Source organism: Corynebacterium sp. ACRQK (assembly GCF_022345965.1).
Classification (GTDB): domain Bacteria; phylum Actinomycetota; class Actinomycetes; order Mycobacteriales; family Mycobacteriaceae; genus Corynebacterium.
The window spans coordinates 83,549-105,500 of the sequence record NZ_JAKRMU010000001.1 but is presented as its reverse complement, the minus strand read 5'-3'; the positions used below and the strand labels follow the sequence as shown (position 1 = coordinate 105,500).

At 62.6% G+C, this 21,952-nt stretch carries 22 protein-coding genes and 1 tRNA gene; 11 read left to right on the top strand and 12 right to left on the bottom strand.

Annotated features, from left to right (window positions below; translation table 11 throughout):
• Positions 1-224 precede the first annotated feature (224 nt).
• Positions 225-704, top strand: coding sequence for an Lrp/AsnC family transcriptional regulator (locus MHX63_RS00520; RefSeq protein ID WP_239386691.1), 480 nt, complete (start codon positions 225-227; stop codon positions 702-704).
• Here MHX63_RS00520 and MHX63_RS00515 read toward each other — a convergent pair.
• The 5 genes from MHX63_RS00515 to MHX63_RS00495 form a co-directional block, all read right to left on the bottom strand.
• On the bottom strand, positions 681-1,301 hold the full coding sequence (locus MHX63_RS00515; protein WP_239386689.1) for a hypothetical protein: 621 nt from the start codon (positions 1,299-1,301) through the stop codon (positions 681-683). The genes MHX63_RS00520 and MHX63_RS00515 overlap by 24 nt on opposite strands.
• 156 nt (positions 1,302-1,457) lie before the next feature.
• Positions 1,458-2,831, bottom strand: coding sequence for a PFL family protein (locus MHX63_RS00510; RefSeq protein ID WP_239386688.1), 1,374 nt, complete (start codon positions 2,829-2,831; stop codon positions 1,458-1,460).
• Positions 2,832-2,850: 19 nt separating this feature from the next.
• Complete coding sequence (locus MHX63_RS00505) at positions 2,851-3,120, bottom strand: ACT domain-containing protein (protein WP_005294749.1); 270 nt, start codon at positions 3,118-3,120, stop codon at positions 2,851-2,853.
• A gap of 31 nt (positions 3,121-3,151) precedes the next feature.
• A complete protein-coding gene (locus MHX63_RS00500; protein WP_239386686.1) occupies positions 3,152-3,721 on the bottom strand; it encodes a TetR/AcrR family transcriptional regulator in 570 nt (189 codons plus the stop codon).
• Positions 3,722-3,836: 115 nt separating this feature from the next.
• A complete protein-coding gene (locus MHX63_RS00495; protein ID WP_239386684.1) occupies positions 3,837-6,647 on the bottom strand; it encodes an aconitate hydratase in 2,811 nt (936 codons plus the stop codon).
• A gap of 225 nt (positions 6,648-6,872) precedes the next feature.
• On the opposite strand from MHX63_RS00495, the gene MHX63_RS00490 reads away from it, so the two are divergent.
• Both MHX63_RS00490 and MHX63_RS00485 read left to right on the top strand, forming a co-directional pair.
• Positions 6,873-7,400, top strand: coding sequence for a DUF6676 family protein (locus tag MHX63_RS00490; protein ID WP_239386683.1), 528 nt, complete (start codon positions 6,873-6,875; stop codon positions 7,398-7,400).
• Positions 7,401-7,801: 401 nt separating this feature from the next.
• The gene (locus MHX63_RS00485; RefSeq protein ID WP_239386681.1) at positions 7,802-9,667 is read left to right on the top strand and encodes a DIP1281 family NlpC/P60 protein; all 1,866 of its coding nucleotides are present in this window, start codon (positions 7,802-7,804) and stop codon (positions 9,665-9,667) included.
• Between the two features lie 4 nt (positions 9,668-9,671).
• Here the strand turns inward: MHX63_RS00485 and MHX63_RS00480 are convergent, their stop codons facing one another.
• Positions 9,672-10,448, bottom strand: a complete 777-nt coding sequence (locus tag MHX63_RS00480) for a hypothetical protein (RefSeq protein WP_239386679.1) — start codon at positions 10,446-10,448, stop codon at positions 9,672-9,674.
• 25 nt (positions 10,449-10,473) lie between these two features.
• Between MHX63_RS00480 and MHX63_RS00475 the strand changes: the two genes are divergently transcribed.
• Genes MHX63_RS00475 through MHX63_RS00465 form a run of 3 tightly spaced genes read left to right on the top strand, consistent with a single transcriptional unit; the run spans position 10,474 to position 12,911 of the window.
• Positions 10,474-11,304, top strand: coding sequence for a DUF3097 domain-containing protein (locus tag MHX63_RS00475; protein WP_239386677.1), 831 nt, complete (start codon positions 10,474-10,476; stop codon positions 11,302-11,304).
• A gap of 22 nt (positions 11,305-11,326) precedes the next feature.
• Positions 11,327-11,764: an NfeD family protein gene (locus MHX63_RS00470; protein ID WP_239386675.1), complete on the top strand. Its 438-nt coding sequence runs from the start codon at positions 11,327-11,329 to the stop codon at positions 11,762-11,764.
• Positions 11,765-11,783: 19 nt separating this feature from the next.
• Entirely contained in the window at positions 11,784-12,911 is a 1,128-nt protein-coding gene (locus MHX63_RS00465) for an SPFH domain-containing protein (RefSeq protein ID WP_239386673.1), read from the top strand.
• On the opposite strand, the gene MHX63_RS00460 is transcribed toward MHX63_RS00465, so the two are convergent.
• The 3 genes from MHX63_RS00460 to MHX63_RS00450 all read right to left on the bottom strand — a co-directional run bounded on the left by MHX63_RS00460 (position 12,908) and on the right by MHX63_RS00450 (position 14,328).
• On the bottom strand, positions 12,908-13,528 hold the full coding sequence (locus tag MHX63_RS00460; RefSeq protein ID WP_239386671.1) for a DNA-binding protein: 621 nt from the start codon (positions 13,526-13,528) through the stop codon (positions 12,908-12,910). The genes MHX63_RS00465 and MHX63_RS00460 overlap by 4 nt on opposite strands.
• Before the next feature lie 2 nt (positions 13,529-13,530).
• Positions 13,531-14,238 carry a TVP38/TMEM64 family protein gene (locus MHX63_RS00455; protein ID WP_239386670.1) on the bottom strand — a complete coding sequence of 236 codons (708 nt, stop codon included), beginning with the start codon at positions 14,236-14,238 and terminating at the stop codon, positions 13,531-13,533.
• A gap of 4 nt (positions 14,239-14,242) precedes the next feature.
• Positions 14,243-14,328 (bottom strand) — tRNA-Leu (locus MHX63_RS00450).
• Positions 14,329-14,479: 151 nt separating this feature from the next.
• On the opposite strand from MHX63_RS00450, the gene MHX63_RS00445 reads away from it, so the two are divergent.
• On the top strand, positions 14,480-15,037 hold the full coding sequence (locus tag MHX63_RS00445; protein ID WP_239386669.1) for a YbhB/YbcL family Raf kinase inhibitor-like protein: 558 nt from the start codon (positions 14,480-14,482) through the stop codon (positions 15,035-15,037).
• Here MHX63_RS00445 and MHX63_RS00440 read toward each other — a convergent pair whose 3' ends face one another.
• Positions 15,038-16,141 carry a quinone-dependent dihydroorotate dehydrogenase gene (locus tag MHX63_RS00440; RefSeq protein ID WP_239386668.1) on the bottom strand — a complete coding sequence of 368 codons (1,104 nt, stop codon included), beginning with the start codon at positions 16,139-16,141 and terminating at the stop codon, positions 15,038-15,040.
• 13 nt (positions 16,142-16,154) lie between these two features.
• Positions 16,155-17,276 (bottom strand): hypothetical protein, encoded by a 1,122-nt coding sequence (locus tag MHX63_RS00435; protein WP_239386667.1) that lies wholly within the window; start codon positions 17,274-17,276, stop codon positions 16,155-16,157.
• Positions 17,277-17,346: 70 nt separating this feature from the next.
• Here MHX63_RS00435 and MHX63_RS00430 point away from each other — a divergent pair, with 70 nt between their 5' ends.
• Genes MHX63_RS00430 through MHX63_RS00420 form a run of 3 tightly spaced genes read left to right on the top strand, consistent with a single transcriptional unit; the run spans position 17,347 to position 19,979 of the window.
• On the top strand, positions 17,347-18,219 hold the full coding sequence (locus MHX63_RS00430) for an undecaprenyl-diphosphate phosphatase (protein WP_239386666.1): 873 nt from the start codon (positions 17,347-17,349) through the stop codon (positions 18,217-18,219).
• A gap of 11 nt (positions 18,220-18,230) precedes the next feature.
• Positions 18,231-19,478, top strand: coding sequence for a cysteine--1-D-myo-inosityl 2-amino-2-deoxy-alpha-D-glucopyranoside ligase (mshC, locus tag MHX63_RS00425; protein ID WP_239386664.1), 1,248 nt, complete (start codon positions 18,231-18,233; stop codon positions 19,476-19,478).
• A gap of 24 nt (positions 19,479-19,502) precedes the next feature.
• Positions 19,503-19,979, top strand: coding sequence for a hypothetical protein (locus MHX63_RS00420; protein WP_239386662.1), 477 nt, complete (start codon positions 19,503-19,505; stop codon positions 19,977-19,979).
• Here the strand turns inward: MHX63_RS00420 and MHX63_RS00415 are convergent.
• Positions 19,976-20,821, bottom strand: coding sequence for a thioesterase family protein (locus MHX63_RS00415; RefSeq protein ID WP_239386660.1), 846 nt, complete (start codon positions 20,819-20,821; stop codon positions 19,976-19,978). The two genes, MHX63_RS00420 and MHX63_RS00415, sit on opposite strands and share 4 nt — an antisense overlap.
• A gap of 92 nt (positions 20,822-20,913) precedes the next feature.
• Here MHX63_RS00415 and MHX63_RS00410 point away from each other — a divergent pair, with 92 nt between their 5' ends.
• Entirely contained in the window at positions 20,914-21,912 is a 999-nt protein-coding gene (locus tag MHX63_RS00410) for a phosphoribosyl-ATP diphosphatase (protein ID WP_239386658.1), read from the top strand.
• The last annotated feature ends 40 nt before the right edge of the window (positions 21,913-21,952 follow it).

The window sequence follows — 21,952 nt, the reverse complement described above, 5'->3', positions numbered from 1 at the left end:
TACGAGCTGTCAGTTTGTGGTTTGAATCACATTAAGCGACAGCTGGTGGAACCAGATAGCTTGCTCGGAAAAATAGTTCATTTAGCAAAGGTTTTTTAGGTTCCAGGGTCGAAAACTAGGCCAATGGCCTAGAATCCAACCCAAGCAAGACCAGATTTGCACACAAAAGTAGATGTTTCTTGCCAACAGGCCGTTCGTGGGCGTAACAAAGAAAGGTCGGAAGAATGAGAGACCTCGACCGGATAGACATCGAGCTCTGCATGCTACTCAACGAAAGACCCAAGGCCGGGGTACGCGAGTACGCGCGCATGCTCGGGGTGGCGCGCGCGACGGTGAGCAGTCGTATAGACAAACTCGTGGAAAGGGGGGTGATCGGCAGCTTCGCCCCGCATTTCGACCCGGGCGCGCTCGGCTGCCCGCTAGGCGCTTTCGTGCACGTCACGCTGGACCAGCGGGCGTTAGATCAGGCGACGGCGGCGATCCTGAGGATCCCGTGGATCACAGAGGCACACTCCATCGCCGGACCCTACGACCTGTCATGCCGAGTGGTGGCGCGCGATCACGAGCACCTAGAGCAGATCACCCTGAAATTGCAGGAAGTCGAAGGGGTGCAGCGCACGCGAACGGAGATCATCCTGCGCTCCCGCATCCCCGCCCGCCACGGCCAGCTGCTGCAGGCCCTAGCGGACCTGCGAAACCTCTAGAGCCGCCTTGACCTGCTTGGCCGACAAGTCGGTAGAGATCGTGGCTGTTTCCGGACGACCCGCGATGTACCGGCAGATGGTCCAGCCGTTCGTGAACTCGGGCTCCAGCACATCCATGGGACCGTCGGCCATGTGCAGGTTATAGGGCTGCCCCTCCCAGTTGGCGGGGGCGTTGAATTCGCCGGTGCGAAACGTGAAAGGTTCGGCGCCGTCGGTGGGGTAGGCCTGCACCATCGCCTTGTAGTAATAGCGCCGCTCGGTATTGGTGCGTTCCCCGTTGTCGTTATGCGTCGATACCCGGGCAATCCACACGCCTCCCACTCGGGCGGGAGCGAAGCGCAGCCAGCCGTTTCCCCAGGCCTTGCCCAAGATACGCAGACGGCTGCGGCGCTTGGCTGCGCTATACAGGGCAACACCTGCCATCAGCAGGCCGATAGCCCCGATCACCAAGCCGATCACCAGAGGCTGCGTACTTCCACGGGCAACTAGGAAGCCTCCCAGACCCAACAGCACCACGCCGATTGTCAGCACCACCGTTTGCACCACGCTAAATCCTGCGGTGTTGCCGGCGACCGGCATGCGGCCGTTGTTAGACAAAGCAGCATTCAGTGCGGCCGACCCTGCGGGTAGAGTGCAACGCTGATCGAATGTGCCCGATTGCTCTCCCCGCACGAGCCCATCGAGCGGATCATCGATTACAACCGAAGAGCGACCGTACCTAAAGACCTCCACCATGCGAGCGAATACCCCTTCCTAGTTGCGGTAGCCGTGCAGCGGGGCGGAGATGAAGCCACCGCGGTTGATGAACTCGGCGCTGCTTGCCCGGTTCACGCCGATCACCGGCGCATAACCCAGCAGGCCGCCGAAGTCCACGTCGTCGCCTACCTTTGTGCCGACAGCTGGAATGACACGCACTGCCGTGGTCTTATGGTTCATCACACCGATGGCCACCTCATCGGCGATCATGCCGGCAATCGACTCCGCGGGAGTGTCGCCCGGGATTGCGATCATGTCCAGGCCGACGGAGCAGATGGCCGTCATAGCCTCCAGTTTGTCGATGCTGATGGCGCCGCTGCGCACGGCGTCGATCATCCCCTTGTCCTCGGAGACCGGAATGAAGGAACCCGAGAGGCCACCCACGCGCGAGCAGGCCATCATGCCGCCTTTCTTCACCGCATCGTTCAGCAGCGCCAGGGCGGCGGTGGTGCCGTGAGTGCCCACCTGGCCGAGCCCCATGTGTTCCAAGATATGCGCCACGGAATCGCCGAGTTCGGCAGTGGGGGCCAAGGACAGATCCACGATACCGAAGGGAACACCCAACCGCTGCGCGGCCATCACGCCCACCAGTTGGCCGGTGCGGGTGATCTTAAATGCCGCGCGCTTGATCTCCTCGGAGACCTCGTTGAGCGTTGCGCCTTCCATTCCGGCAACTGCACGGTCAACCACGCCGGGGCCGGATACGCCCACGTTGATCACACAATCCTGCTCTTCCACCCCGTGGTATGCGCCAGCCATAAACGGGTTGTCGGAAACAGAATTGGCAAACACAACCAGCTTCGCGCAGGCCAGCGTACCGCCCGCACCATAAGTGGAGGCATCCTTAATAACGTGCCCCATCTCGCGGACCGCGTTCATGTTGATGCCGGCCTTCGAGCTGCCGACGTTCACAGACGCGCAGACGACATTAGTCTCGTTCAGCGCCTCGGGTAGCGAGCGGATCAGGTCCAGCTCGCCGCGCGTGGCCCCCTTGTCCACCAAGGCGGAGTAGCCGCCGATGAAGTTCACGCCCACCTCGGTGGCCGCGCGGTCTAGCGCTTCTGCAATGCGCACCGGGTTGCCCTCTACAGCCGAGGCGAGGATGCCCACCGGGGTTACGGAGATACGTTTGTTCACGATGGGGATGCCCAGCTCGCGTTCGATCTCCTGAGCCACCGGCACGAGGTTCCGCGCATAGTCCACCACGCGCTCAAACACCGCTTCAGCGGTGGCCTCCATCGTTTCGCGGATGCAGGGCATGAGGTTAATGCCCATCGTTACCGTTCGGATGTCGAGACGGTATTTCTCGATCATCTCGATGGTTTCTAGGATGTTGTTGCTTTGGTTGGTGACGCCACGACGTGGATTCATTTTTAGCCCCTTCGAATTCTTACACGTCGTGCATAGCGGAGAAGATGGCCTCCGACTGCACTCGGATGACAAGCTTCTCCTGCTTCTCGACCTCCGCCATGCGATCCTGCACATCGGCGATCCCGTGCTGGGAGTCGTCGATCCGAACGTGCAGGATCATGGTGAAGTAGTCGTCCATGATGGTCTGGGAAACGTTGAGAATATTGACGTCTAGCTCGGCCAGGGCAGTGGACACGGCGGCGATAATCCCAGTGTGGTCCAGCCCGGTGACGGTCATGATTGCGATCATGCACTACATGCTACTCACCGGGCTGGACAGCCTATTGTCCGGGGGAACGCAGCGCGCTTTCCACGAAGTCCAGCGCGTCGGATAGCCCTTCGGTGCCCTGTCGCTGGGCAAGCCGGCCAAGGACACCCTCGAGCACCAGCTCGAGGGTCTGGGCAATTGTTTCGATCTCCACGTCCTTACGGATTCGCCCGCTGGCGCGCTGTTCTCGCAGGCGGGTGCGAACGGTCTCACGTAGCGCCAGCTGGTCCAGCTCCCACTTCGCCGCGAAGCAGGGATCAATGTTCACCCGACGGGTGATTTCCACTCGCATACCCCACCAATCGGTCAAGTCTTTTGACTTGACTAGGGCGCGGATCGCGCCGATCAGCCCCTCGTCGGCCGCTAGTTCGGCCATCTTGCGCATGTCTTCATGGGCAACCTCGAGAAACAGCTGATCTTTGTTGCCGTAATGGTGGAAGATCGCGCCGCGGGACTTGCCGATGGTTTCTTCCAGCCGGGCGACGGTCGCGCCGTCGTAGCCGTAGGTAGCGAAGCAGTGGCGCGCGCCGGATAGGATCTCTACCTTCCGCTCTGCCAGGTCCATGTCGCTCACTTTGGGCATCTGCTTAACCTCGTTGTGTTGTCTAAGAGCACAAAGGCGGTGACCCGCGCTTCTCTCCCTGTGGGGAAGAGGGCGCCGGTCACCGCCTTATGCCAGGCCTATAAGGAGTTATTCCTTACTTGCCGGACATCATGTTGCGCAGAACGAACTGCAGGATGCCGCCGTTGCGGTAGTAGTCTGCCTCACCGGGGGTATCGATGCGGGTCACGGCGTCGAACTCAATCTTCTCGCCGTTCTCCTTGGTAGCAGTTACCTTGACGGTCTTCGGGGTGGAGCCGTTGTTGAGCTCCTCGATGCCCTCGATGTCGAAGGTCTCGGTGCCCTCGATGCCCAGGGACTTCCAGGACTCACCCTCCGGGAACTGCAGCGGGACTACACCCATGCCGATCAGGTTGGAGCGGTGGATACGTTCGAAGGACTCGGCGATAACGGCCTTCACGCCCAGCAGCAGGGTGCCCTTAGCAGCCCAGTCGCGGGAGGAGCCGGTGCCGTACTCCTTACCACCCAGAACGACCAGCGGAGTGTTCTCCTTCTGGTAGTTCATAGCGGCGTCGTAGATGAAGGACTGCGGGCCACCCTCCTGGGTGAAATCGCGGGTGTAGCCGCCGGAAACACCGTCGAGCAGCTGGTTCTGCAGGCGGATGTTAGCGAAGGTACCGCGAACCATGACCTCGTGGTTACCACGACGTGCGCCCAGGGAGTTGTAGTCCTTGCGCTCCACACCGTTTGCATCCAGGTACTGAGCAGCCGGGGTGCCCGGCTTAATGGTGGAAGCAGGGGAGATGTGGTCGGTGGTCACGGAGTCACCCAGCAGAGCCAGGACGCGTGCACCCTTGACGTCGTTGACGTCCTCCGGCTCCTTGCTCATGCCGTCGAAGTACGGAGCCTTGCGGATGTAGGTGGACTTCGGATCCCAGTCGAAGGTCTTGCCGGACGGAACCTCCAGGGAACGCCAGCGCTCGTCACCCTCGAAGACGTTTGCGTAGTCCTCGGCGTACAGGTCCTTGGTGATGGAGGAAGCGATAACTTCCTCGATGTCCTCGGTGGACGGCCAGATGTCCTTCAGGAAGACATCGTTGCCATCCTGATCCTGACCCAGCGGCTGGGTCTCGAAGTCGAAGTCCATCGTGCCGGCGATCGCGTAGGCGATTACCAGGATCGGGGAGGCCAAGTAGTTCATCTTGACGTCCGGGTTGATGCGTCCCTCGAAGTTACGGTTACCAGACAGGACAGCGGTGGCGGCCAGGTCGCCCTCGTTGATGCCTGCGGAGATCTCCTCCGGCAACGGACCGGAGTTACCGATACAGGTGGTGCAGCCGTAGCCGACCAGGTAGAAGCCCATGGCCTCTAGGTCCTTCCACAGACCCGCCTTCTCGTAGTAGCCGTTAACAACCTGGGAACCCGGCGCCATGGAGGTCTTAACCCACGGTGCGGACTTCAGGCCCTTGGCAGCAGCGTTGCGTGCCAGCAGGCCAGCGCCGACCATGACGGACGGGTTGGAGGTGTTGGTGCAAGAGGTGATGGAAGCGATGGCGACCATACCGTGATCCAACTCGATGTCCTCGCCGTTGTAGTTGACGGTGACCGGGTTGGACGGGCGGCCCTCTGCGCCTGCTGCTGCGGAAGGAATGTTCCCCTTCGCATCAGCAGCGGATGCCGGGGTGCCGGCAGCCTGGGCAGAAGTGTTCTCGGTAGCCGGGCCCTCTGCGTCGAAGTCTGGGGTAGAGGCAGAAGCGTCGGCGTCGACGTAGTTGTGCAGGTCCTTGCGGAACTGTGCCTTGGAGTCGTTCAGCTCGATGCGGTCCTGCGGACGCTTCGGGCCAGCGATGGAAGGAACGACGGTGGACAGATCCAGCTCGAGGTACTCGGAGTACTCGACTTCCTTCTCCGGGTCCAGCCACATGCCCTGTGCCTTGGCGTAAGCCTCGACGCGGTCCAAGGTCTCCTGGTCGCGGCCGGTCAGCTCCAGGTACTTCACGGTCTCTTCGTCGATCGGGAACATAGCAGCGGTGGAGCCGAACTCCGGGGACATATTACCGATGGTTGCGCGGTTGGCCAGCGGCAGCTCGCCAACACCCTTGCCGTAGAACTCGACGAACTTGCCGACCACGCCGTGCTGGCGCAGCATGTCGGTGATGGTCAGAACGACGTCGGTGGCGGTAACGCCAGCCGGGATCTCGCCGGTTAGCTTGAAACCAACGACGCGCGGGATCAGCATGGAGATCGGCTGGCCGAGCATTGCAGCCTCAGCCTCGATGCCGCCGACACCCCAGCCCAGGATGCCCAGGCCGTTTTCCATGGTGGTGTGGGAGTCGGTACCAACACAGGTGTCCGGGTATGCCAGGCCGTTGTTGTCGAAGACGGAGCGGGCCAGGTACTCGATGTTCACCTGGTGGACGATGCCGGTTCCCGGAGGAACAACGCGGAAGTTCTCGAAGGCGCCGGTGCCCCAGCGCAGGAACTTGTAGCGCTCGTCGTTGCGCTGGTACTCGATCTCGACGTTCTTTTCCAGAGCGTCGGCGTTACCGAATGCTTCGATGATAACGGAGTGGTCGATGACCATCTCAGCCGGGTTCAGAGGGTTAACGTCGTCTGCGTCGCCACCCAGTGCAACCACGGCGTCACGAATGGTAGCCAGGTCAACGATGCAGGCCACGCCGGTGAAGTCCTGCATGATAACGCGGGCCGGGGTGAACTGGATCTCGAAGTTGGGCTCTGCGGAAGGATCCCAGTTGGCGATGGCCTCGATGTGCTCGCGAGTGATGTTCTTACCATCCTCGTTGCGAAGCAGGTTCTCGCCGAGAACCTTCAGGGAGTAGGGAAGCTTCTCCATTCCCGGCACAGCATCCAGCGCGAAGTAGTCGTAAGACTTCTCGCCGACCTGCAGAGTGCTCTTGGAATCGAAGGAGTTAATGCTTTCAGCCACAGTGAGCTCCTTTAATCTCTTCTCTTAGTCGAAATGTCGTCGTCGATGTGGTCGCCGCCACGCACGGGACAGCCGCCCGCGGCGGAGGCTCTGCTTACCATTGTGGCAGCATTCTTGCCGCGACGTCACAACAAATTTTAACAGTACGATTGTCCTGCTGCGAATCCTGCGGGTTTAAGCGTGTCGCCGATACCCCCACCCCTCTTTTGGTGCTAAAAACGTCCCATGACCGATACGCCTAACCCTGCCCCTTCGGACAACGTTGCGCAGCTCATCACCTCTCTTAATGACGCCCCAGTCTTCGTTGCCGAGGATTTCCCGACCGAGGTGGAGTCTGGATCGGCCGGCCTATCCAAGGGCCTCAACGAGGTGGTTGAGGCGACCGAGAGGGGAGAGTCGGCGTCCAAAATAGGCACCCTAAAGATCGGCTACATCAGTCAGGACGGGGAGCGCCACAACAATCTGCGCGACGCCGCACAGAAGGTGCTCGACGGCACAGACGCGGACACGGTGATTCTGAAGTCCCCGAGTCAGGCGACGGCAGTGTCGGAGAATTTGTCGCGCTATGCCATCGAATCGAACTACAAGATTCTCTATGGCGCCAACAGTCACCCGGAGGCGACACAGGAGTTCCTCAATCAGGCAGCAGGGTATGAAGCTCCAACCGGTCTGGCCAACGTGGGAGTGGTTCTAGCAGTGGCCGTGGCGGCCGTAATCGCTTCGTTGTCAAAGCTGCGGACTAAGCAGAAGTAGATAACGGTTTAAAATAGTCAAGCCTGGGGGATTGACTAACCTTAAGGGTGAATCTAGAGAAGCTAGGGCTTCCTACGGACATTGCAATGCGACACACCTACGCGCTCGTAAATGTGACATAAATCACATTCGTAACTTTTCCGTTACTATTCGCAGGTCAAGGCAATTGCCGTTACTTATGTGACTAGTGCGATTCATGGGATTCATGGTGAAAAAGTTTACGGCCTTGACTCGTGTGCTCTAGGGTTCCCAGTGTCAACTTTTGAAACGAGTTGATCTCGAAGTGATTTTTGAGAGTCACCCGACGGGACCTGTACTGATCGCATGGGGAAGTGCGGTCAGCTGGACCGAGGGTTTCACTCGCTTCAAAGCCAGTTGTATAAACACCAGGAGAATCGATCGTGACACCACGACCACAAAGCCGTAAGCGAACGGTGTTGGCCGTCGCAGTGACCGCTGGAGTGACGCTGCAGTCGACGACTATGGTCGCCCAGGCCGACGACAAGCGCACCGTCGAAAGCTTCCTGGCCGACCTCGTCGGCCAGGTTTCTCGCGCTAAGACCCAGGTTTCCGAGATGGAGACGCTTATGGGGTCGCTGCGAGAGGATGCCAACAAGGCTCGCGTCGACCTCGTTAACAGCCAGTCCGCTGCCCAAACGGCCCAGGACAAGGTCGTGGACGCGCGCGGGCGCCTCAAGGATTCCGATACCGAGGTAACCAAGGCACAGGCGAAGCTGAACGACATCGCGCGTTCCGCCTACGCCCAAGGAGGCGACGCCTCCGCAGTGAACCTGGCTGCCGGCGGAAGCGACGCAGTTAGTGACTCGCTCGATCGCTCCTCCTATATCGACGCAGCCTCCAAGAAGCAACAGAACGAGGTCGACCGCCTCGACCTAGCGCGCACCCAGAACGCCAACGAGGAATCCTCGCTGCGCGACTCCCGCGACAAGGCGAACTCCGCCGTCGACGACGCAGTAAGCAAGTACAACACCGCGCGCGACACGCTGAACAACTCCCAGAACAGCCTCACCGAGAAGCAGAAGGAATACAAGCGCCTGCTCGATGAGAAGTCGAAGGCGGAAAAGGCACTGCGCGAGGCTCGCGCCGCTGTGGAAACCTTTACCAACACCCACCCGGAGGCTTCTAGCTGGGACAAGCGCAAGGTCGCCGAGAAGGCGGCAGAGAAGGCCGGCGCCGAGGTCGAGAAGGCCGAGGACTCCGAAGATAAGTCCCAGGAGACTCCGGCGGAGGAGACTCAGTCCACTGAGGACTCCGCCGAGAACACCGAGAACACCAAAAACACTGAAAACTCCGAGACCACTGAGAACGCTGAGGGCGCTCAGCCGGCTGAGGCTAACGAATCCACTGAGTCCGACCTGTCCGACCAGTCCGACGAATCCCCGGCACAGGGTTCCCTTGGCAACCCGGCGGGTCTGCCGGAGCTCCCGGCGGAGCTGCAGTCCTCCTACGACCTGAACCCCAGTGGCGATGACCAGCGCCAGGCTGCCCTCGACGGTCTGCGCAAGGCCGGCGAATCCGCGCTGATGGCCGGCTTCACCACCGCATTATCCGGCAACCCGGATGGTGCCGTGGCAGCCGCGGCCCACGCGGGCCGCGAAACAGCAGGCCAGGAGTATGACCGCGCCATGGGCGCCGGTACTAGCACCGCACCAGCGGCGCAGGAAAACCCGGAAGCTGCAGAGGCTCCCGAGGCTCCTGAAGCTCCGGAGAACCCGGAGACTGCAGAGACACCCGAGGCTCCCGACGAGGCCGTTGCCCCGGAAACTCCGGAGAACCCGGCTGAGGCCATCGCTGACGCACTGGATCCGAGCAGCCCCGATACCTCCGGCAGCGCCGAAGAGAAGATCGAGCGCGTCATCAAGCGTGCCGAAAGCCAGCTGGGCTTGCCCTACGCATGGGGCGGCGGCAACTTCCACGGCCCGACCAAGGGTATTCGCGACGGCGGTGTAGCCGACGCGCACGGCGACTACAACAAGGTTGGCTTCGACTGCTCCGGCCTGATGATGTACGCCTTCTACGAAGTAGGCATCGAGCTGCAGCACTACTCCGGCTACCAGTACACGGCCGGCAAGCAGGTTCCTTCCTCGGAGGCCAAGCGCGGCGACATGCTGTTCTGGCCCGGCCACGTCGCCCTCTACCTCGGTGACGGCAAAATGATCGAAGCCCCGCAGTCCGGCGATGTCGTCAAGATTTCCGATGTGCGCTGGGGTGGCATGCAGCCCATGGCTGTCCGCATGATCGAGTGATGATCTAGCGCAACAGCTCCCGCTGCGCATAGTCCACAGCCACCATCCGGGCGGTTCTTACCGCCCGGAGCATTGGCATTAGATGAGGGTCCAGGCTCGCACCCACCTCGGAACGCTTGGTGACCTCCACAATCGCCGCCACCTGATCGGCCCTGGCCATCAGCTTCGCGGCGCGACTGGGCACTCCCGGCGGCATCCCGGGTAGCCCGAAAGCATCGTTTAAGGCCCCCACAGCCAGCTCGGCGCGTTGAAATGCCGCGCCACCTCTCGGCACGTGCCCCGCGTTCCGCACCATCCGCGTTGCATTATCCGCAGCCTCACGCAGCAGCTGATCCGCCTCGCCCGGCGAGTAGACCGGCAGCGGCGGAACCGGCCCCTCTACCTGATCCCACGACCAACTGACCAGGTGGGCGTCAATAACACTAGGGCTAAGCACGTGACTGACCAGGGGGTCGCGATCGGCGATGATTAATGACGCCCCCTCCGGGCCAACTGGCAGCACGGTCGCGTCGCCGGGGCCGGAAAGCGCCAGCTGGATCAAGGGGCGTTCGTCCAATCCGACGGGCGCCTCGTCGGCCACGGAGCGGATATGGCCGAGCATCTCCACCAGTCCGCCCCCGTCGGGCTCCAAGCGGTGATGCTTACCCTGAGTGGCGTGGAAGGCGTCGATCACTTCGTCTGCCCCGATGATCCCGTGCAGCCACCAGGCCAGCCATAGGGAGGTGTTCTGCACGGGCGACCACAGTTGCGCCCCAAGCCACGTCGGTACCGGATCAGTCATTTTTCCTAGCCTAAGCTGGTTGCCCATGAGCTTCAATTACGGTGACATCATGAAGGGCCACTCTCGCAACCAGAAACCCAGCATTCCGCGCGTCACGCCGGAGCTGGGCATGGTGGTGGAGGTCATCGCCGATGACTTCGTCGGCGCCGTGGTGGGTGGGGAGAAGACCGCCGACGGCGACTTCATTCGCCTGGAGGATCGCTACGGAAAAACGCGCCTGTTTAAGCTTCGCGAGGGCGCATTTCTACTTGAGGGCAAGCCTATTACCTTGACTCGTTATGTAGATCCCAGGATGCTGCCACCGAAGCAGCACACCTCCAACTCAGGCTCGCGGCGAGTAAAAAACGTACAAGCCAAAGTCGCGGCGCCCTCCCGCATTTGGGTGGAAGGCATTCACGATGCCGCAATTGTCGAACAAGTCTGGGGGCATGACTTGCGCGTGGAAGGCGTAGTGGTCGAGTACCTGGAGGGCCTCGACAATCTGCCGGAGCGGCTCTCCGAGTTCCAGCCCTCCGCGACCCGCCGTGTGGGCGTGCTTGCGGACCACCTCGTCGAGGGAACGAAAGAGGCGCGTTTGACCGCATCCTTAGGTCCGCACGTGATGGTCACCGGCCACCCGTACATCGACATCTGGGAGGCCGTGAAGCCGCAAAGCGTTGGCATCCGCGAGTGGCCGAAGATCCCGCGCGGCATCGATTGGAAGACAGGCGTGTGCCAAGAGCTCGGCTGGGGCACCCCACAGGACGGTTGGCGTCGGGTGGCGGCTGCAGCCAAGACCTTTCGCGATCTGGACTCCACTCTTATCGGTGCGGTGGAAAGGCTGATCGATTTCGTTACTGTCCCGCCAGAATACTGAAACACCAACTAGGATCCTGACTATGGGTCCGATCATTTGGTTAATCGCAGCGGGAGTGTTGGCCCTTGGCGAGCTCCTCGTTGCGGATATGTCCTTGCTCATGCTCAGTGCGGCTGCACTGATCACTGCCGGGGTTTCGCTGGCGGAGATTCCGGTATGGGCAGAGATACTGGTTTTCGGTCTGGCTTCACTGGCGACCATCTTGACGATTCGGCCCATCCTACGCAAACGCCTTATGCAAGCACGCTCTGAACATACATTCGACCACGCCGAACTGACAGGTAAAAGCGCGGTGGTGGTTGAGGCTGTTAGTGCCGAAGTACAAAGCGGCGGTATGGTGCGCATCGCCGGCGAGCTGTGGTCGGCGCGCTCGGCAACCCCAGGGGATGTTTATTCCCAGGGAGAGTCCGTACAGGTGATAGACATCGACGGCACGACTGCGGTCGTGTGGAAGAACTAATAGAAGGGCTTAACGACTTATGAGCTTCACAATTTTCTTGGTGGTCTTGCTGCTCATCATCGCTACGGTGATCATCAAGATGGTGGCCCTCATCCCACAGGGTGAGGCGGCTGTTATCGAACGCTTGGGTACGTACACCCGCACTGTTTCTGGTGGTTTGACGCTTCTCGTTCCCTTTGTCGACCGTATCCGCGACAAGGTCGACACCCGTGAGCAGGTCGTGAGCTTCCCGCCCCAGGCCGTGATCACGCAGGATAACCTGACAGTCGCCATCGATACCGTGGTCACCTTTCAGATCAACGATCCAGCCCGCGCCATCTACGGCGTGAACAACTACATTGTGGGTGTGGAGCAGATCTCCGTTGCCACGCTCCGCGACGTGGTCGGTGGCATGACGCTGGAGGAGACTCTTACCTCCCGCGAGGTCATCAACCGCCGCCTGCGTGGCGAGCTGGATGCGGCCACCACCAAGTGGGGGCTGCGCATCTCCCGCGTGGAGCTGAAGGCCATCGACCCCCCGGCATCGATCCAGCAGTCGATGGAGATGCAGATGAAGGCGGACCGCGAAAAGCGCGCCATGATTCTGACCGCCGAGGGTCGCCGTGAGTCGGACATCAAGACCGCTGAGGGTGAAAAGCAGGCTCGCATCCTGGCCGCTGAGGGTGAAAAGCACGCGCACATCCTGGCTGCGGAGGCCGAGCGCCAGGCCGCCATCCTGCGCGCCGAGGGTACCCGCGCGGCGCGCTATCTGGAGGCCCAGGGTGAGGCCAAGGCCATCCAGAAGGTCAACGCGGCCATCAAGTCCGCCCAGGTCACGCCCGAGGTGCTGGCCTACCAGTATCTGGAGAAGCTGCCGGAGATGGCAAAGGGCTCTGCCAACAAGACCTGGATGATCCCCATGCAGTTCGGCGACTCCCTGGAGCAGTTCGCCAAGGCTCTGGCAAAGAAGGACGACGAAGGCGTGTTCCGCTACGAGCCAAAACCGGTGGACGATGCCACTCGCGAGCAGGCCAACGAGTCCAGCTCCGAGGACTGGTTCAACACCGCCTCCTCGCCTGAGATCGCCGAGGCTGTGGCCGCCGCCAATGCCGTGGCGAACAAGCCCGTCGACGAAGCTGCGCTCGAGAATCCCTACAACGAGGGCTAGTTCTTTAGCTCGTCTGCCCTGGCCAACATGTGCACGGCCAGGGTCCAGCCGGCCTGCTCCGCATGCCAGCCCGCCGCGGCCAGTCGCTGGCTCATCGCCTGCTTGCTAATGCCCACAATCTCTGCCGCCTCGGCCTGCAAATGCCCAGCGCGCAGCAGGGCAGTGGCCTCGCGGCCTTCCTTCGTGCGCCGTGCCAGCACGTGTGCCAGCAGGGTAAAGGCCGCCGCGATATCCTGGGCCACCTCCGCCGCACGCCCTGGGGCGATCACCCCGCTTGGGCCCGGCTTCTCAATCCGCACCGATACCGCTCCCGCCCGCTGCGAGCGGGTCACCGCGCGGGTGGCTGCGCCGATGGCATCTGCGACGGACGACGGGGCGTCACCATCAACCTCCGCCACCACCGAGCCAATGCCGAGCGCGAAGTCACCCGCTTGCAACAAAGACATCACTAGACCGCCGGCCTCGTCAGGGCCGGGCGCGATGCAGACAAAGTCCTCGATGCCCTTCATCTCCACAGACTCGACCATCGAGGATCGCTCCAGTGCCGCTGCGACGTCGCGGACGTACTCTCCACGGCGTTGCGAACGACCCCTGTAGGCGGCATACACGGCAAACATGTTTATAAACCTACTTCATTGGCTTTGCGCAGCTGGCGCCAGAGTCGAATCTCGTTCGCGGCGAGAGCGAAACCGGTGCACACCACCACGAAGCTAAGGATCAGGATCCACGGCTGGCCACCGGTCGCAAGCGCGTCAGAGGCCATGACAGTGGCGATGGTATTCGGCGCGGAACCGAAGATCGTGGCCAGCACATAGGGCACAAACGGGATACGGCTTAACCCACAGGCGTAGTTCAGCAGCGAAAAGGGGATGGCCGGAACCATGCGTAGCCCCAGCACGGCGATCCAGCCGCGCTCGGCGATCCTTTCTTGCAGCAGCTGGATGCGCTGATCGTTACGGGTCTTCTTTTCCACCCACGTGCCGCCGACAGCATGCACCAGTATCAGCGACAGCGCGGCGGAGGCGCCCACGCCCACCAGTGCCAGCACCGAGCCCCACAGGGATCCAAACATCACCCCCGCGGCGATGGTCCAGATCGTGCGGGGGGCCGGTAGCTGGGTAAAGGCAACCAACAGCACTACAAAAGTCAGCGGCGCCCACGCGCCAGTAGAGGCGACCCACGTTCGAATATCGTCGACCGCGGGCTTCGGAACGAAGTAGACGAAAGCGACCAGCAGGATCGGAACTAGGACGCTTAGGAAGCGGTACCGCAGCTTTAGCCCCCACCACGCGCTAAAGGCATGGCCTACAAAGCGTGCAATCTTCATGTTGTGTCCGGAGGGGGACTTGAACCCCCACGTCCGTTAATAGGACACTAGCACCTCAAGCTAGCGCGTCTGCCATTCCGCCACCCGGACTTGGGTTGCGCACACCACAGGAAGTGGTGGCAACTCCCGCCACTTTAATGCCAAGCCAGTGATTTGCACAAATACACAGGTCAGGGTGAGTTACTTGTATCTGGATAATCACTTTAGTGCGCTCGCCCAAAGCTTTGACTAGCGTGGTGCTATGTCCGATAGCAACGCACAGCACCAGCCCACTTACATCGACGACCGTTTCCCCGGCCCGGATCCTTACGCGCCACTGACGGACCTGCCCGCGCTGGAGGTCACCAGCGAGACTTTCGCCGATGGCGATCGCCTGCCAGAGGATCAGCTGGGAGGCAACGACGTCTCGCCCCAGCTGAGCTGGTCTGCAGGCCCGGAGGGCACGAAGACTTACGCGGTTACCTGTTTTGATCCGGACGCCCCTACGGCCAGCGGCTTCTGGCACTGGGCCGTCTTTAACATCCCGGCGGATGTAACCTCCCTGCAGCTAGGAGCTGGCAACGAAGACCTCAGCGGCCTACCCAAGGGGGCAGTGGCATTGCGCGGCGACAGCCGTTCCTGGGGCTACTACGGTGCCAACCCGCCGGCTGGCCACGGTCCGCACCGCTACCTGTTCGCCGTCCACGCGGTAGACGAGGAGCTGGACATCGACGACCGCCAGACCCCGACCGTCCTGGGCTTCAACCTGAACTTCAAGGCCACCGCCCGCGGCATCATCTGGGGTTGGGCCGAGAACTAGCTAAGCTTCCACCCACGGCAACCCACTGCCCACGGCCTGCGAGATATTCTCCAGGCCGTGGGCTTTCAGCTGCGCGGACAGGCCCTGGTGGATCTCGCGGATCCAGTCCGGGCCGCCGTAGATGAACGGTGTGTAGCCCTGGATCAGGCTGGCGCCAGCGGCGATGCGCTCCCACGCCGCCCGCGGGGTGTCGATGCCCCCCACTCCGATCAGCACCAGCTTCCCGTCGGCACGGGCCGCCAGGCGGCGCAGAACCTCCAGCGCGCGGGCTGCTACCGGAGCGCCCGAAATGCCGCCCGCACCCATGGCCTCCACCTCGTGGGCCGGGGTCTTCAGGCCTTCTCGGCTGATGGTGGTGTTCGTGGCGATAAGCCCAGTGACCCCCATCTCGATAGCCAGGTCGCAGACCTTGTCAATGTCCTCATCGCTTAAGTCCGGGGCGATCTTCACAAACAGCGGGCGGGTGCTTTCCTCCTGCACCGCGCTGATGATCGGGCGCAGGGATTCCACCGCCTGCAGGTCGCGCAGTCCAGGCGTGTTGGGGGAGGAGACGTTGATAACCAGGTAGTCAGCCACCCCGCCGATGGCCTTGGCGGACTCGCGGTAGTCGCGGTCCGCAATCTCAGCGGCCACCAGCTTGGATTTGCCCAGGTTCGCCCCAACCGGGATGTCCGTGCTGCGTTTCTGCAAGCGCATTGCCGCCGCGCGGGAGCCCTCGTTATTGAAGCCCATGCGGTTGAGAATGGCCTTGTCCTTCGGCAGACGGAACAGGCGCGGGGTGGGGTTTCCCGGCTGTGCCAGGGCGGTGACGGTGCCGATTTCTGCGAAACCGAAGCCCAGCGGACCCCACGCGTCTACCTCCTTGGCGTCCTTGTCAAAGCCCGCAGCCAGACCGAGGGGGCGTGGGAAGGTAAGCCCGGCAATCTGCTGGCTCAGCGCATCATCGTGCACGGCCAGCGCGCCATCCATCGCGGACAAGGCCGCCCTGGAGCCCGCCACCTGCTGCAGCCCGCGGGACATCAGCCCATGAATGCGCTCTGGGCGCAGGGTAAACATTCCCTTCAGCGCCACCTGGTAGGCGCCGTGGCGAATCTTCCTTAGCATTTCTGATCCCCTTTTATTCCTTCTCCGCCGGGTACTCGTCATCCGGCGCTGTCTGCTTATCCTTCACCGCGTCGTCCACGTTCCGGGCGCTGTACACGTTGACCTTTCCGTCCTCTGTGACCAGTACTAACGCGCCATTGGCAGCGTCTAGAACCCCGCGTAGCTTGCTCGGTGCCTCGACTTCGGCAACCTTCACCGGAGCGCCGCTGTCGATGCGGAAGGCCGTCAGCTTGTTTTCTCCTACCGACCCAACCCAAGCCAGTTGGCGCTTCGCATCCCACGCCACGCCCCACGGGGAGGCCTTCGTCGGGATTGCCTGGTGCAGGCGCACAACGTCGTTCAAGGTGTAAATCAGCATCTGGTCCTGGCGCGCATCGCTGGCAACCACCACGCCGTCGTCGCCGCGCCCGGTGGCCACCTGCCCCACGCCCTGGCCGATGCGCAGGGAAGCGTTCAGTGATCCGTCGTCCACGTCCACGTCGTTGATGCTGGTCTGCCCCCGGTCGATCAACGCGGCGCGCTGCCCACGGCCGTGCGGCTTCACCAACACCGCCTCGTCCAGGCTCCGGCTCACGATCGCCTCGCCGGTCTCGTTGCCGTCCTTATCGTAGAAGCGCGCCTTGTCCTCGCCTGCCTTGCCCAGCACGGCCTTGCCGTTTTCCAGGAAGGTCACGGTGGTCACCTTGCCATCTACGTCAAGGCTGCGCGTTTCCTTGCCGTCCGAGCCCAGCTCGATGGCCTTGTCCTGGCAAGCGACCGCCACGCCGGTCGCGGTGGTGGAGATGTTGTCGCAGGAATCGTCGACGTCTACCTGACTTGGTTTGTCCTTGGGACTGGTGGCGTCAATAAAGTGCACCTTGCCCTTTGTAAGAACCGCAACCAGGTTCGCCCCCGGCGCGTTCTCGTCGGCAGAAAGCCCCACGCGCGCGGCTCCGAGGGTGGATTCTCCCAGCTCAATCTGCTCGCCCAGACCGGACGAACTATCGGGGGAGTCCTGCGGCTGCGCGGGCTCACCTGCAACGGGCGCGTTTTCTTCCGGTTCTTCGGATCCACAGGCGGAAAGTGACCCCAGGGCCAGGGCGGCAGTGGCGGTCACGCAGAGGGTTCGGCTAAAGCGATTGACGTGCACATTCACAACTTCTAACGCTACCAGCCCGGCCACGTCACTCTTTCACGACGGGGGAGAAGGACTAGGCTCAATCCCCATGACTACAGATATGACTTGGGCGCAGACGATCATTCTGTCGCTTATCCAGGGTCTGACGGAGTTCCTACCTGTGTCTTCGTCCGGCCACCTGCGCATCTTCTCCACCTTGTTGTGGGGCGAGGATGCCGGTGCGTCGTTCACGGCCGTCATCCAGCTGGGCACGGAGCTGGCGGTGCTGGTGTTCTTCGCCAAGGACATCTGGAACATCGCCAGTGCCTGGTGCAAGGGCGTGTGGGAGTGGCTCAGCGACCTCACCGGCAAGCACGGCCGCCGCGTTCACCGGGAGACCTTCGATTACCGGATGGGGTGGATGGTCATCGTCGGTACCCTGCCCGTGGCCGTCTTGGGCTACCTGGGCAAGGACCTGATCCGCGATAACCTGCGCAACCTCTGGATCACGGCCACCATGCTGGTGCTGTTTTCCTTCGTCTTCATCCTCGCCGAGCGCATGGGTCGCCGCGAGCGCAGCTTCGACGAGCTGACCATGCGCGATTCGGTGATCATGGGCTTCGCGCAGTGCCTGGCGCTCATCCCGGGTGTTTCCCGCTCCGGCGGCACGGTCTCCGCCGGCCTGTTCTTGAACCTGGATCGCGAGGTCGCCACCCGTTACTCTTTCCTGCTCGCCATCCCTGCTGTGCTGGCCTCGGGGCTTTTCTCGCTTCCTGACGCCTTTAGCCCCGACGCCGGACAGGCCGCCTCGGGCGCCCAGTTGTTCGTGGGCACGGCAATTGCCTTTGCCGTGGGCTATGCGTCTATCGCCTGGCTGCTGAAGTTCGTGGCCAACCACTCCTTTGCCTGGTTCGCGCTGTGGCGCATCCCGCTGGGCCTCGCGGTTATGGGTCTGCTCGCATTCGGGGTACTGCCAGCCTAGAATCGGAACCCATGCACTCTTGGCCCGAACCGGAAGTCCCACAGCTGCCGGGTGATGCCCCGCAGCTTCGCCTGTACGACACCGCCGACGACGCAGTTAAGCCCGTCGAGATTCCCGCCGGGGAGGTGGGAATGTACGTCTGCGGCATTACCCCGTACGACTCCACCCACCTGGGCCACGCAGCCACCTATCTGACCTTCGACCTGATCCACCGCTACCTGCGCGCGGGCGGCCACGGCGTGCACTACGTGCAGAACATCACCGACGTGGACGATCCGCTGTTCGAGCGCGCCGAGCGGGACGGGGTGGATTGGCAGGATTTGGGCACTAGCCAGATCGACCTGTTCCGCTCCGACATGGAGGACCTGGCGGTCATCCCGCCGCGCGACTACATCGGCGCGATGGAATCCATCGACGAGGTCATCGAAATGGTGGCAAAGCTCCTGGAAGTCGGCGCCGCCTACCAGTTGGAAGGCGACGAGTACCCGGACATCTACGCCGACCACACCTTCTTGCCACAGTTCGGCTACGAATCCCGCTACGACGAGGAGCAGATGGCGGAGTTCTTCGCCGAGCGTGGTGGAGACCCGGAGCGCCCTGGCAAGCGGCACCCGATGGACGCGCTGCTGTGGCGCGCCCGCCGCGACGGCGAGCCGAATTGGGATTCCCCCTTCGGCCCCGGCCGCCCCGGCTGGCACATCGAATGCTCGGCCATCGCCGTCAACCGCCTGGGCGCCCCCTTTGCGATCCAGGGCGGCGGCAGCGACCTGCGTTTCCCACACCACGAGTTCTCCGCCACCCACGCCGAGGCCGCCCACGGGGTGGATCGCATGGCCCACCACTACGTCCACACCGGCATGATCGGCCTGGACGGCACCAAGATGAGCAAGTCGCTGGGCAACCTCGTCTTCGTCTCCAAGCTCACCGCCGCCGGCCACGAGCCCGCGTCCATCCGCCTAGGCGTGTACGCGGGCCACTATCGCCAGAACCGCGACTGGACCAAGGACGTGCTGGCCCACGCCGAGCATCGCCTGGCTAGCTGGCGGGCTGCCCTGGCCGCAGGCTCCACCACCGCGGACGAGGCCCGCGAGCTGGTAGCCACCGTGCGCGGCCACCTGGCCAATGACCTCGACACGGCGGCTGCTCTGGAGGCGCTCGACGACTGGGCCGCGGCCACCAAAGCTGGGGCGGCAGGGGATGAGGCTGCGGCGTCAGAAGTAAAAACCGCAATCGATGCGCTGCTGGGCGTGCGCCTCTAGCTCACACAGGGCAAACTGTCTCTTATGAGTACCACACAGCTGAGCACAGCCACCACATCCGCCCGCGAAGAGTTCCTCGACAACCTGCGCCAAATGGCGACAGGCAGCTACCTGCGCGACGAGGATCGCGAGTTTTGGGAAGCCCCGTACCCGGAGTCCGCGGTGGACGACGCACAGGCCATCGTCGACGGCATGCTGCAGGCTGCGCAGTCCGTGGCCTCCAGCAACGAAGCAGAGCTGAGGAAGGTAGCCGCCTCTCTGCACCTGCAGAACACCGAGGAGAGCGCCGACGAGCAGCCGACCGCAACCACCCTCGCGATCACCGCCGTGATCAACCAGCACATCGAAAAACTCAAGGAGCTCTCCGCCCGCCACGACGACGCGCTGCTGGAGGACGAGGAAATCAAAGACCTGCTCGCCCTGGTGGAGAAGCTGGCCGTGGACCTGGATGCCGACGATATGTTCGTGGCTACCCAGGCCGAGGCCGTCTGCGAGGCCTAGCGCGGGGCCAGCATAATCCCCTGGTTACAAGTGCCGATCAGACCCTGCTCGTCATAGATTCGCGTGACGGTGGTACCGATGCCATCGTTGCCGTAGTTGGCCTCGGCAGATAGGCCTAGCCACTCGCCGCGCATCTCGTGGTGCAGGTAGACAGTGGTATCGACGTTCATGTACGTCCACTTATCCGTATCCAGCAGATTATTCAGGCCGTTGGCGATGTCCACCGTTTTCATCAGGCGCACCCACGTGGAATCTTCCTTACCCTCGACGGCGGGCAGGTCGGTTCGCGACCAGTAGATCGCGGGGTTGCGGGATTCGTCGACGTCCAAGTGGCGCTCGTCCAGGTCGGCACGGCGGGCCTCGATGGAGTTGATATAGCCACTGGCCCAGCGTTCGAGGAAGTCGCTGCCGTCCCCGGCGCCGGAGGGCCCAGGCATGGGCTCGCCGACGGTGCGCTCGATCTCCTTTGTATCCCCGCGGCGGATCCACCAGCCGGAGCCCCGGATGAACTCGCGGCCAGTTTCGTCGGTGACGATCGCCTCCAGGAAGCTGATGCGCTTGCCGGGGCGCACCACCCGCGCGTGGGTGCGCAGTTCGCTGAGCGGAACGGCCCCCAGGATCTCGACGGTCATGCGGCTAAAACGGCCTTCTTCCAGGGACAGCCCGGCGTCTCGCGCACCGTCTTCCAACACCGTGGCTACCAGTGCGGCGGGCGGGGAGCCGTGTTGGAAACCCGGCCCCCAGGGGCTTTCCGTGTGCTGGGTGGGGTGGTAGTTGCGGTAGATCTGGCCTTCTTCCTCCGTGATCTTGCCGGGGATGAAGTATGCCGACTGCTCGCTCATCGCGCTCCTTAGTCCTGGGGTGTGTGCTACGTCACTAACTATGGCACAGGGGCGCCAGTGGGAAGCGCAATTGACCTAAACTGAACGTCATCATGAAAGCAATACTTTGGGACATGGACGGCACCCTGGTCGACACCGAACCGCTGTGGGGCATCGCGACCTTCGAGATGGGCGAGAAGATGGGTCGCCCGCTGACCGCGGAAGTACGCGAGAAGACGGTCGGCGCGACCACCCCCACCACCGTCGAGATCTGCGCGGCTCATGCGGGGTTGGCGCTTGATGACGCCGCCAAGGCCGACTGGCTTAACTTCATGTACACGCGCGTCGAGGAGCTCCTTGCGGGGCAGCTGGAATTCCGCCCCGGTATCAGGGAGATTCTTAGCGAAGCCAAGGCCGCTGGGTTCCCGATGGCGCTGGTGACAAACACGAACCGCGCCCTGACGGAGGTTTCGCTGAACTCCATTGGCCGCGAGTTCTTCGACTTCACCCTGTGCGGCGACGAGGTGCCCAATGGCAAGCCCGCCCCGGATATCTACGCCACCGCCGCCGCGCGCTTTGGTTTCGCCCCCGACGAGTGCCTGGTGGTGGAGGATTCCACTACGGGCATGACCGCCGCCCGCGACGCGGGCTGCCGCGTGCTGGGCGCCCCCACCGACCCGGAAACCGCGATCCCGCAGGGGGTGCGCACCCTGGCTGAGCTGCGCGGGGGAGCCCAGAGCTTAAGCGGCTTCGCGTTGGAGGATCTGCGCCAGATTCACGCAGAGCTGGGGCACACCACCACTGCCAGTGTGCGATCTGCCACAATGGAAGATGTGAACGAACAAGAACTCAAGACCTTCGATTCCCTTTTCGCCGAGCTGTCTTCCCGCGCCAAGGAGCGCCCCGAGGGCTCCGGCACGGTCAAGGCTCTGGATGCCGGGGTGCATTTCCAGGGCAAGAAAATCGTCGAAGAGGCCGGCGAGGTGTGGCTGGCCGCGGAGTACGAGTCGGACGAGGAACTGGCCGAGGAGATCTCCCAGCTTCTGTACTGGCTGCAGGTCGTGATGGTTGGCCGTGGCCTGACCCCCGCTGACGTTTACAAGTACCTTTAAACCCCCAGAAAGCAAACCCGAGAAAGGCAGCCACCACGAT

What these genes read in the sequence shown, in the direction of transcription:
- MHX63_RS00520 (WP_239386691.1), top strand. Translation starts at nt 225, where the DNA reads ATGAGAGACCTCGACCGGATAGACATCGAGCTCTGCATGCTACTCAAC.
- MHX63_RS00510 (WP_239386688.1), bottom strand. Translation starts at nt 2,831, where the DNA reads ATGAATCCACGTCGTGGCGTCACCAACCAAAGCAACAACATCCTAGAA.
- MHX63_RS00505 (WP_005294749.1), bottom strand. Translation starts at nt 3,120, where the DNA reads ATGATCGCAATCATGACCGTCACCGGGCTGGACCACACTGGGATTATC.
- MHX63_RS00500 (WP_239386686.1), bottom strand. Translation starts at nt 3,721, where the DNA reads ATGCCCAAAGTGAGCGACATGGACCTGGCAGAGCGGAAGGTAGAGATC.
- MHX63_RS00490 (WP_239386683.1), top strand. Translation starts at nt 6,873, where the DNA reads ATGACCGATACGCCTAACCCTGCCCCTTCGGACAACGTTGCGCAGCTC.
- MHX63_RS00480 (WP_239386679.1), bottom strand. Translation starts at nt 10,448, where the DNA reads ATGACTGATCCGGTACCGACGTGGCTTGGGGCGCAACTGTGGTCGCCC.
- MHX63_RS00475 (WP_239386677.1), top strand. Translation starts at nt 10,474, where the DNA reads ATGAGCTTCAATTACGGTGACATCATGAAGGGCCACTCTCGCAACCAG.
- MHX63_RS00470 (WP_239386675.1), top strand. Translation starts at nt 11,327, where the DNA reads ATGGGTCCGATCATTTGGTTAATCGCAGCGGGAGTGTTGGCCCTTGGC.
- MHX63_RS00465 (WP_239386673.1), top strand. Translation starts at nt 11,784, where the DNA reads ATGAGCTTCACAATTTTCTTGGTGGTCTTGCTGCTCATCATCGCTACG.
- MHX63_RS00460 (WP_239386671.1), bottom strand. Translation starts at nt 13,528, where the DNA reads ATGTTTGCCGTGTATGCCGCCTACAGGGGTCGTTCGCAACGCCGTGGA.
- MHX63_RS00455 (WP_239386670.1), bottom strand. Translation starts at nt 14,238, where the DNA reads ATGAAGATTGCACGCTTTGTAGGCCATGCCTTTAGCGCGTGGTGGGGG.
- MHX63_RS00445 (WP_239386669.1), top strand. Translation starts at nt 14,480, where the DNA reads ATGTCCGATAGCAACGCACAGCACCAGCCCACTTACATCGACGACCGT.
- MHX63_RS00440 (WP_239386668.1), bottom strand. Translation starts at nt 16,141, where the DNA reads ATGCTAAGGAAGATTCGCCACGGCGCCTACCAGGTGGCGCTGAAGGGA.
- MHX63_RS00430 (WP_239386666.1), top strand. Translation starts at nt 17,347, where the DNA reads ATGACTACAGATATGACTTGGGCGCAGACGATCATTCTGTCGCTTATC.
- mshC (WP_239386664.1), top strand. Translation starts at nt 18,231, where the DNA reads ATGCACTCTTGGCCCGAACCGGAAGTCCCACAGCTGCCGGGTGATGCC.
- MHX63_RS00420 (WP_239386662.1), top strand. Translation starts at nt 19,503, where the DNA reads ATGAGTACCACACAGCTGAGCACAGCCACCACATCCGCCCGCGAAGAG.
- MHX63_RS00415 (WP_239386660.1), bottom strand. Translation starts at nt 20,821, where the DNA reads ATGAGCGAGCAGTCGGCATACTTCATCCCCGGCAAGATCACGGAGGAA.
- MHX63_RS00410 (WP_239386658.1), top strand. Translation starts at nt 20,914, where the DNA reads ATGAAAGCAATACTTTGGGACATGGACGGCACCCTGGTCGACACCGAA.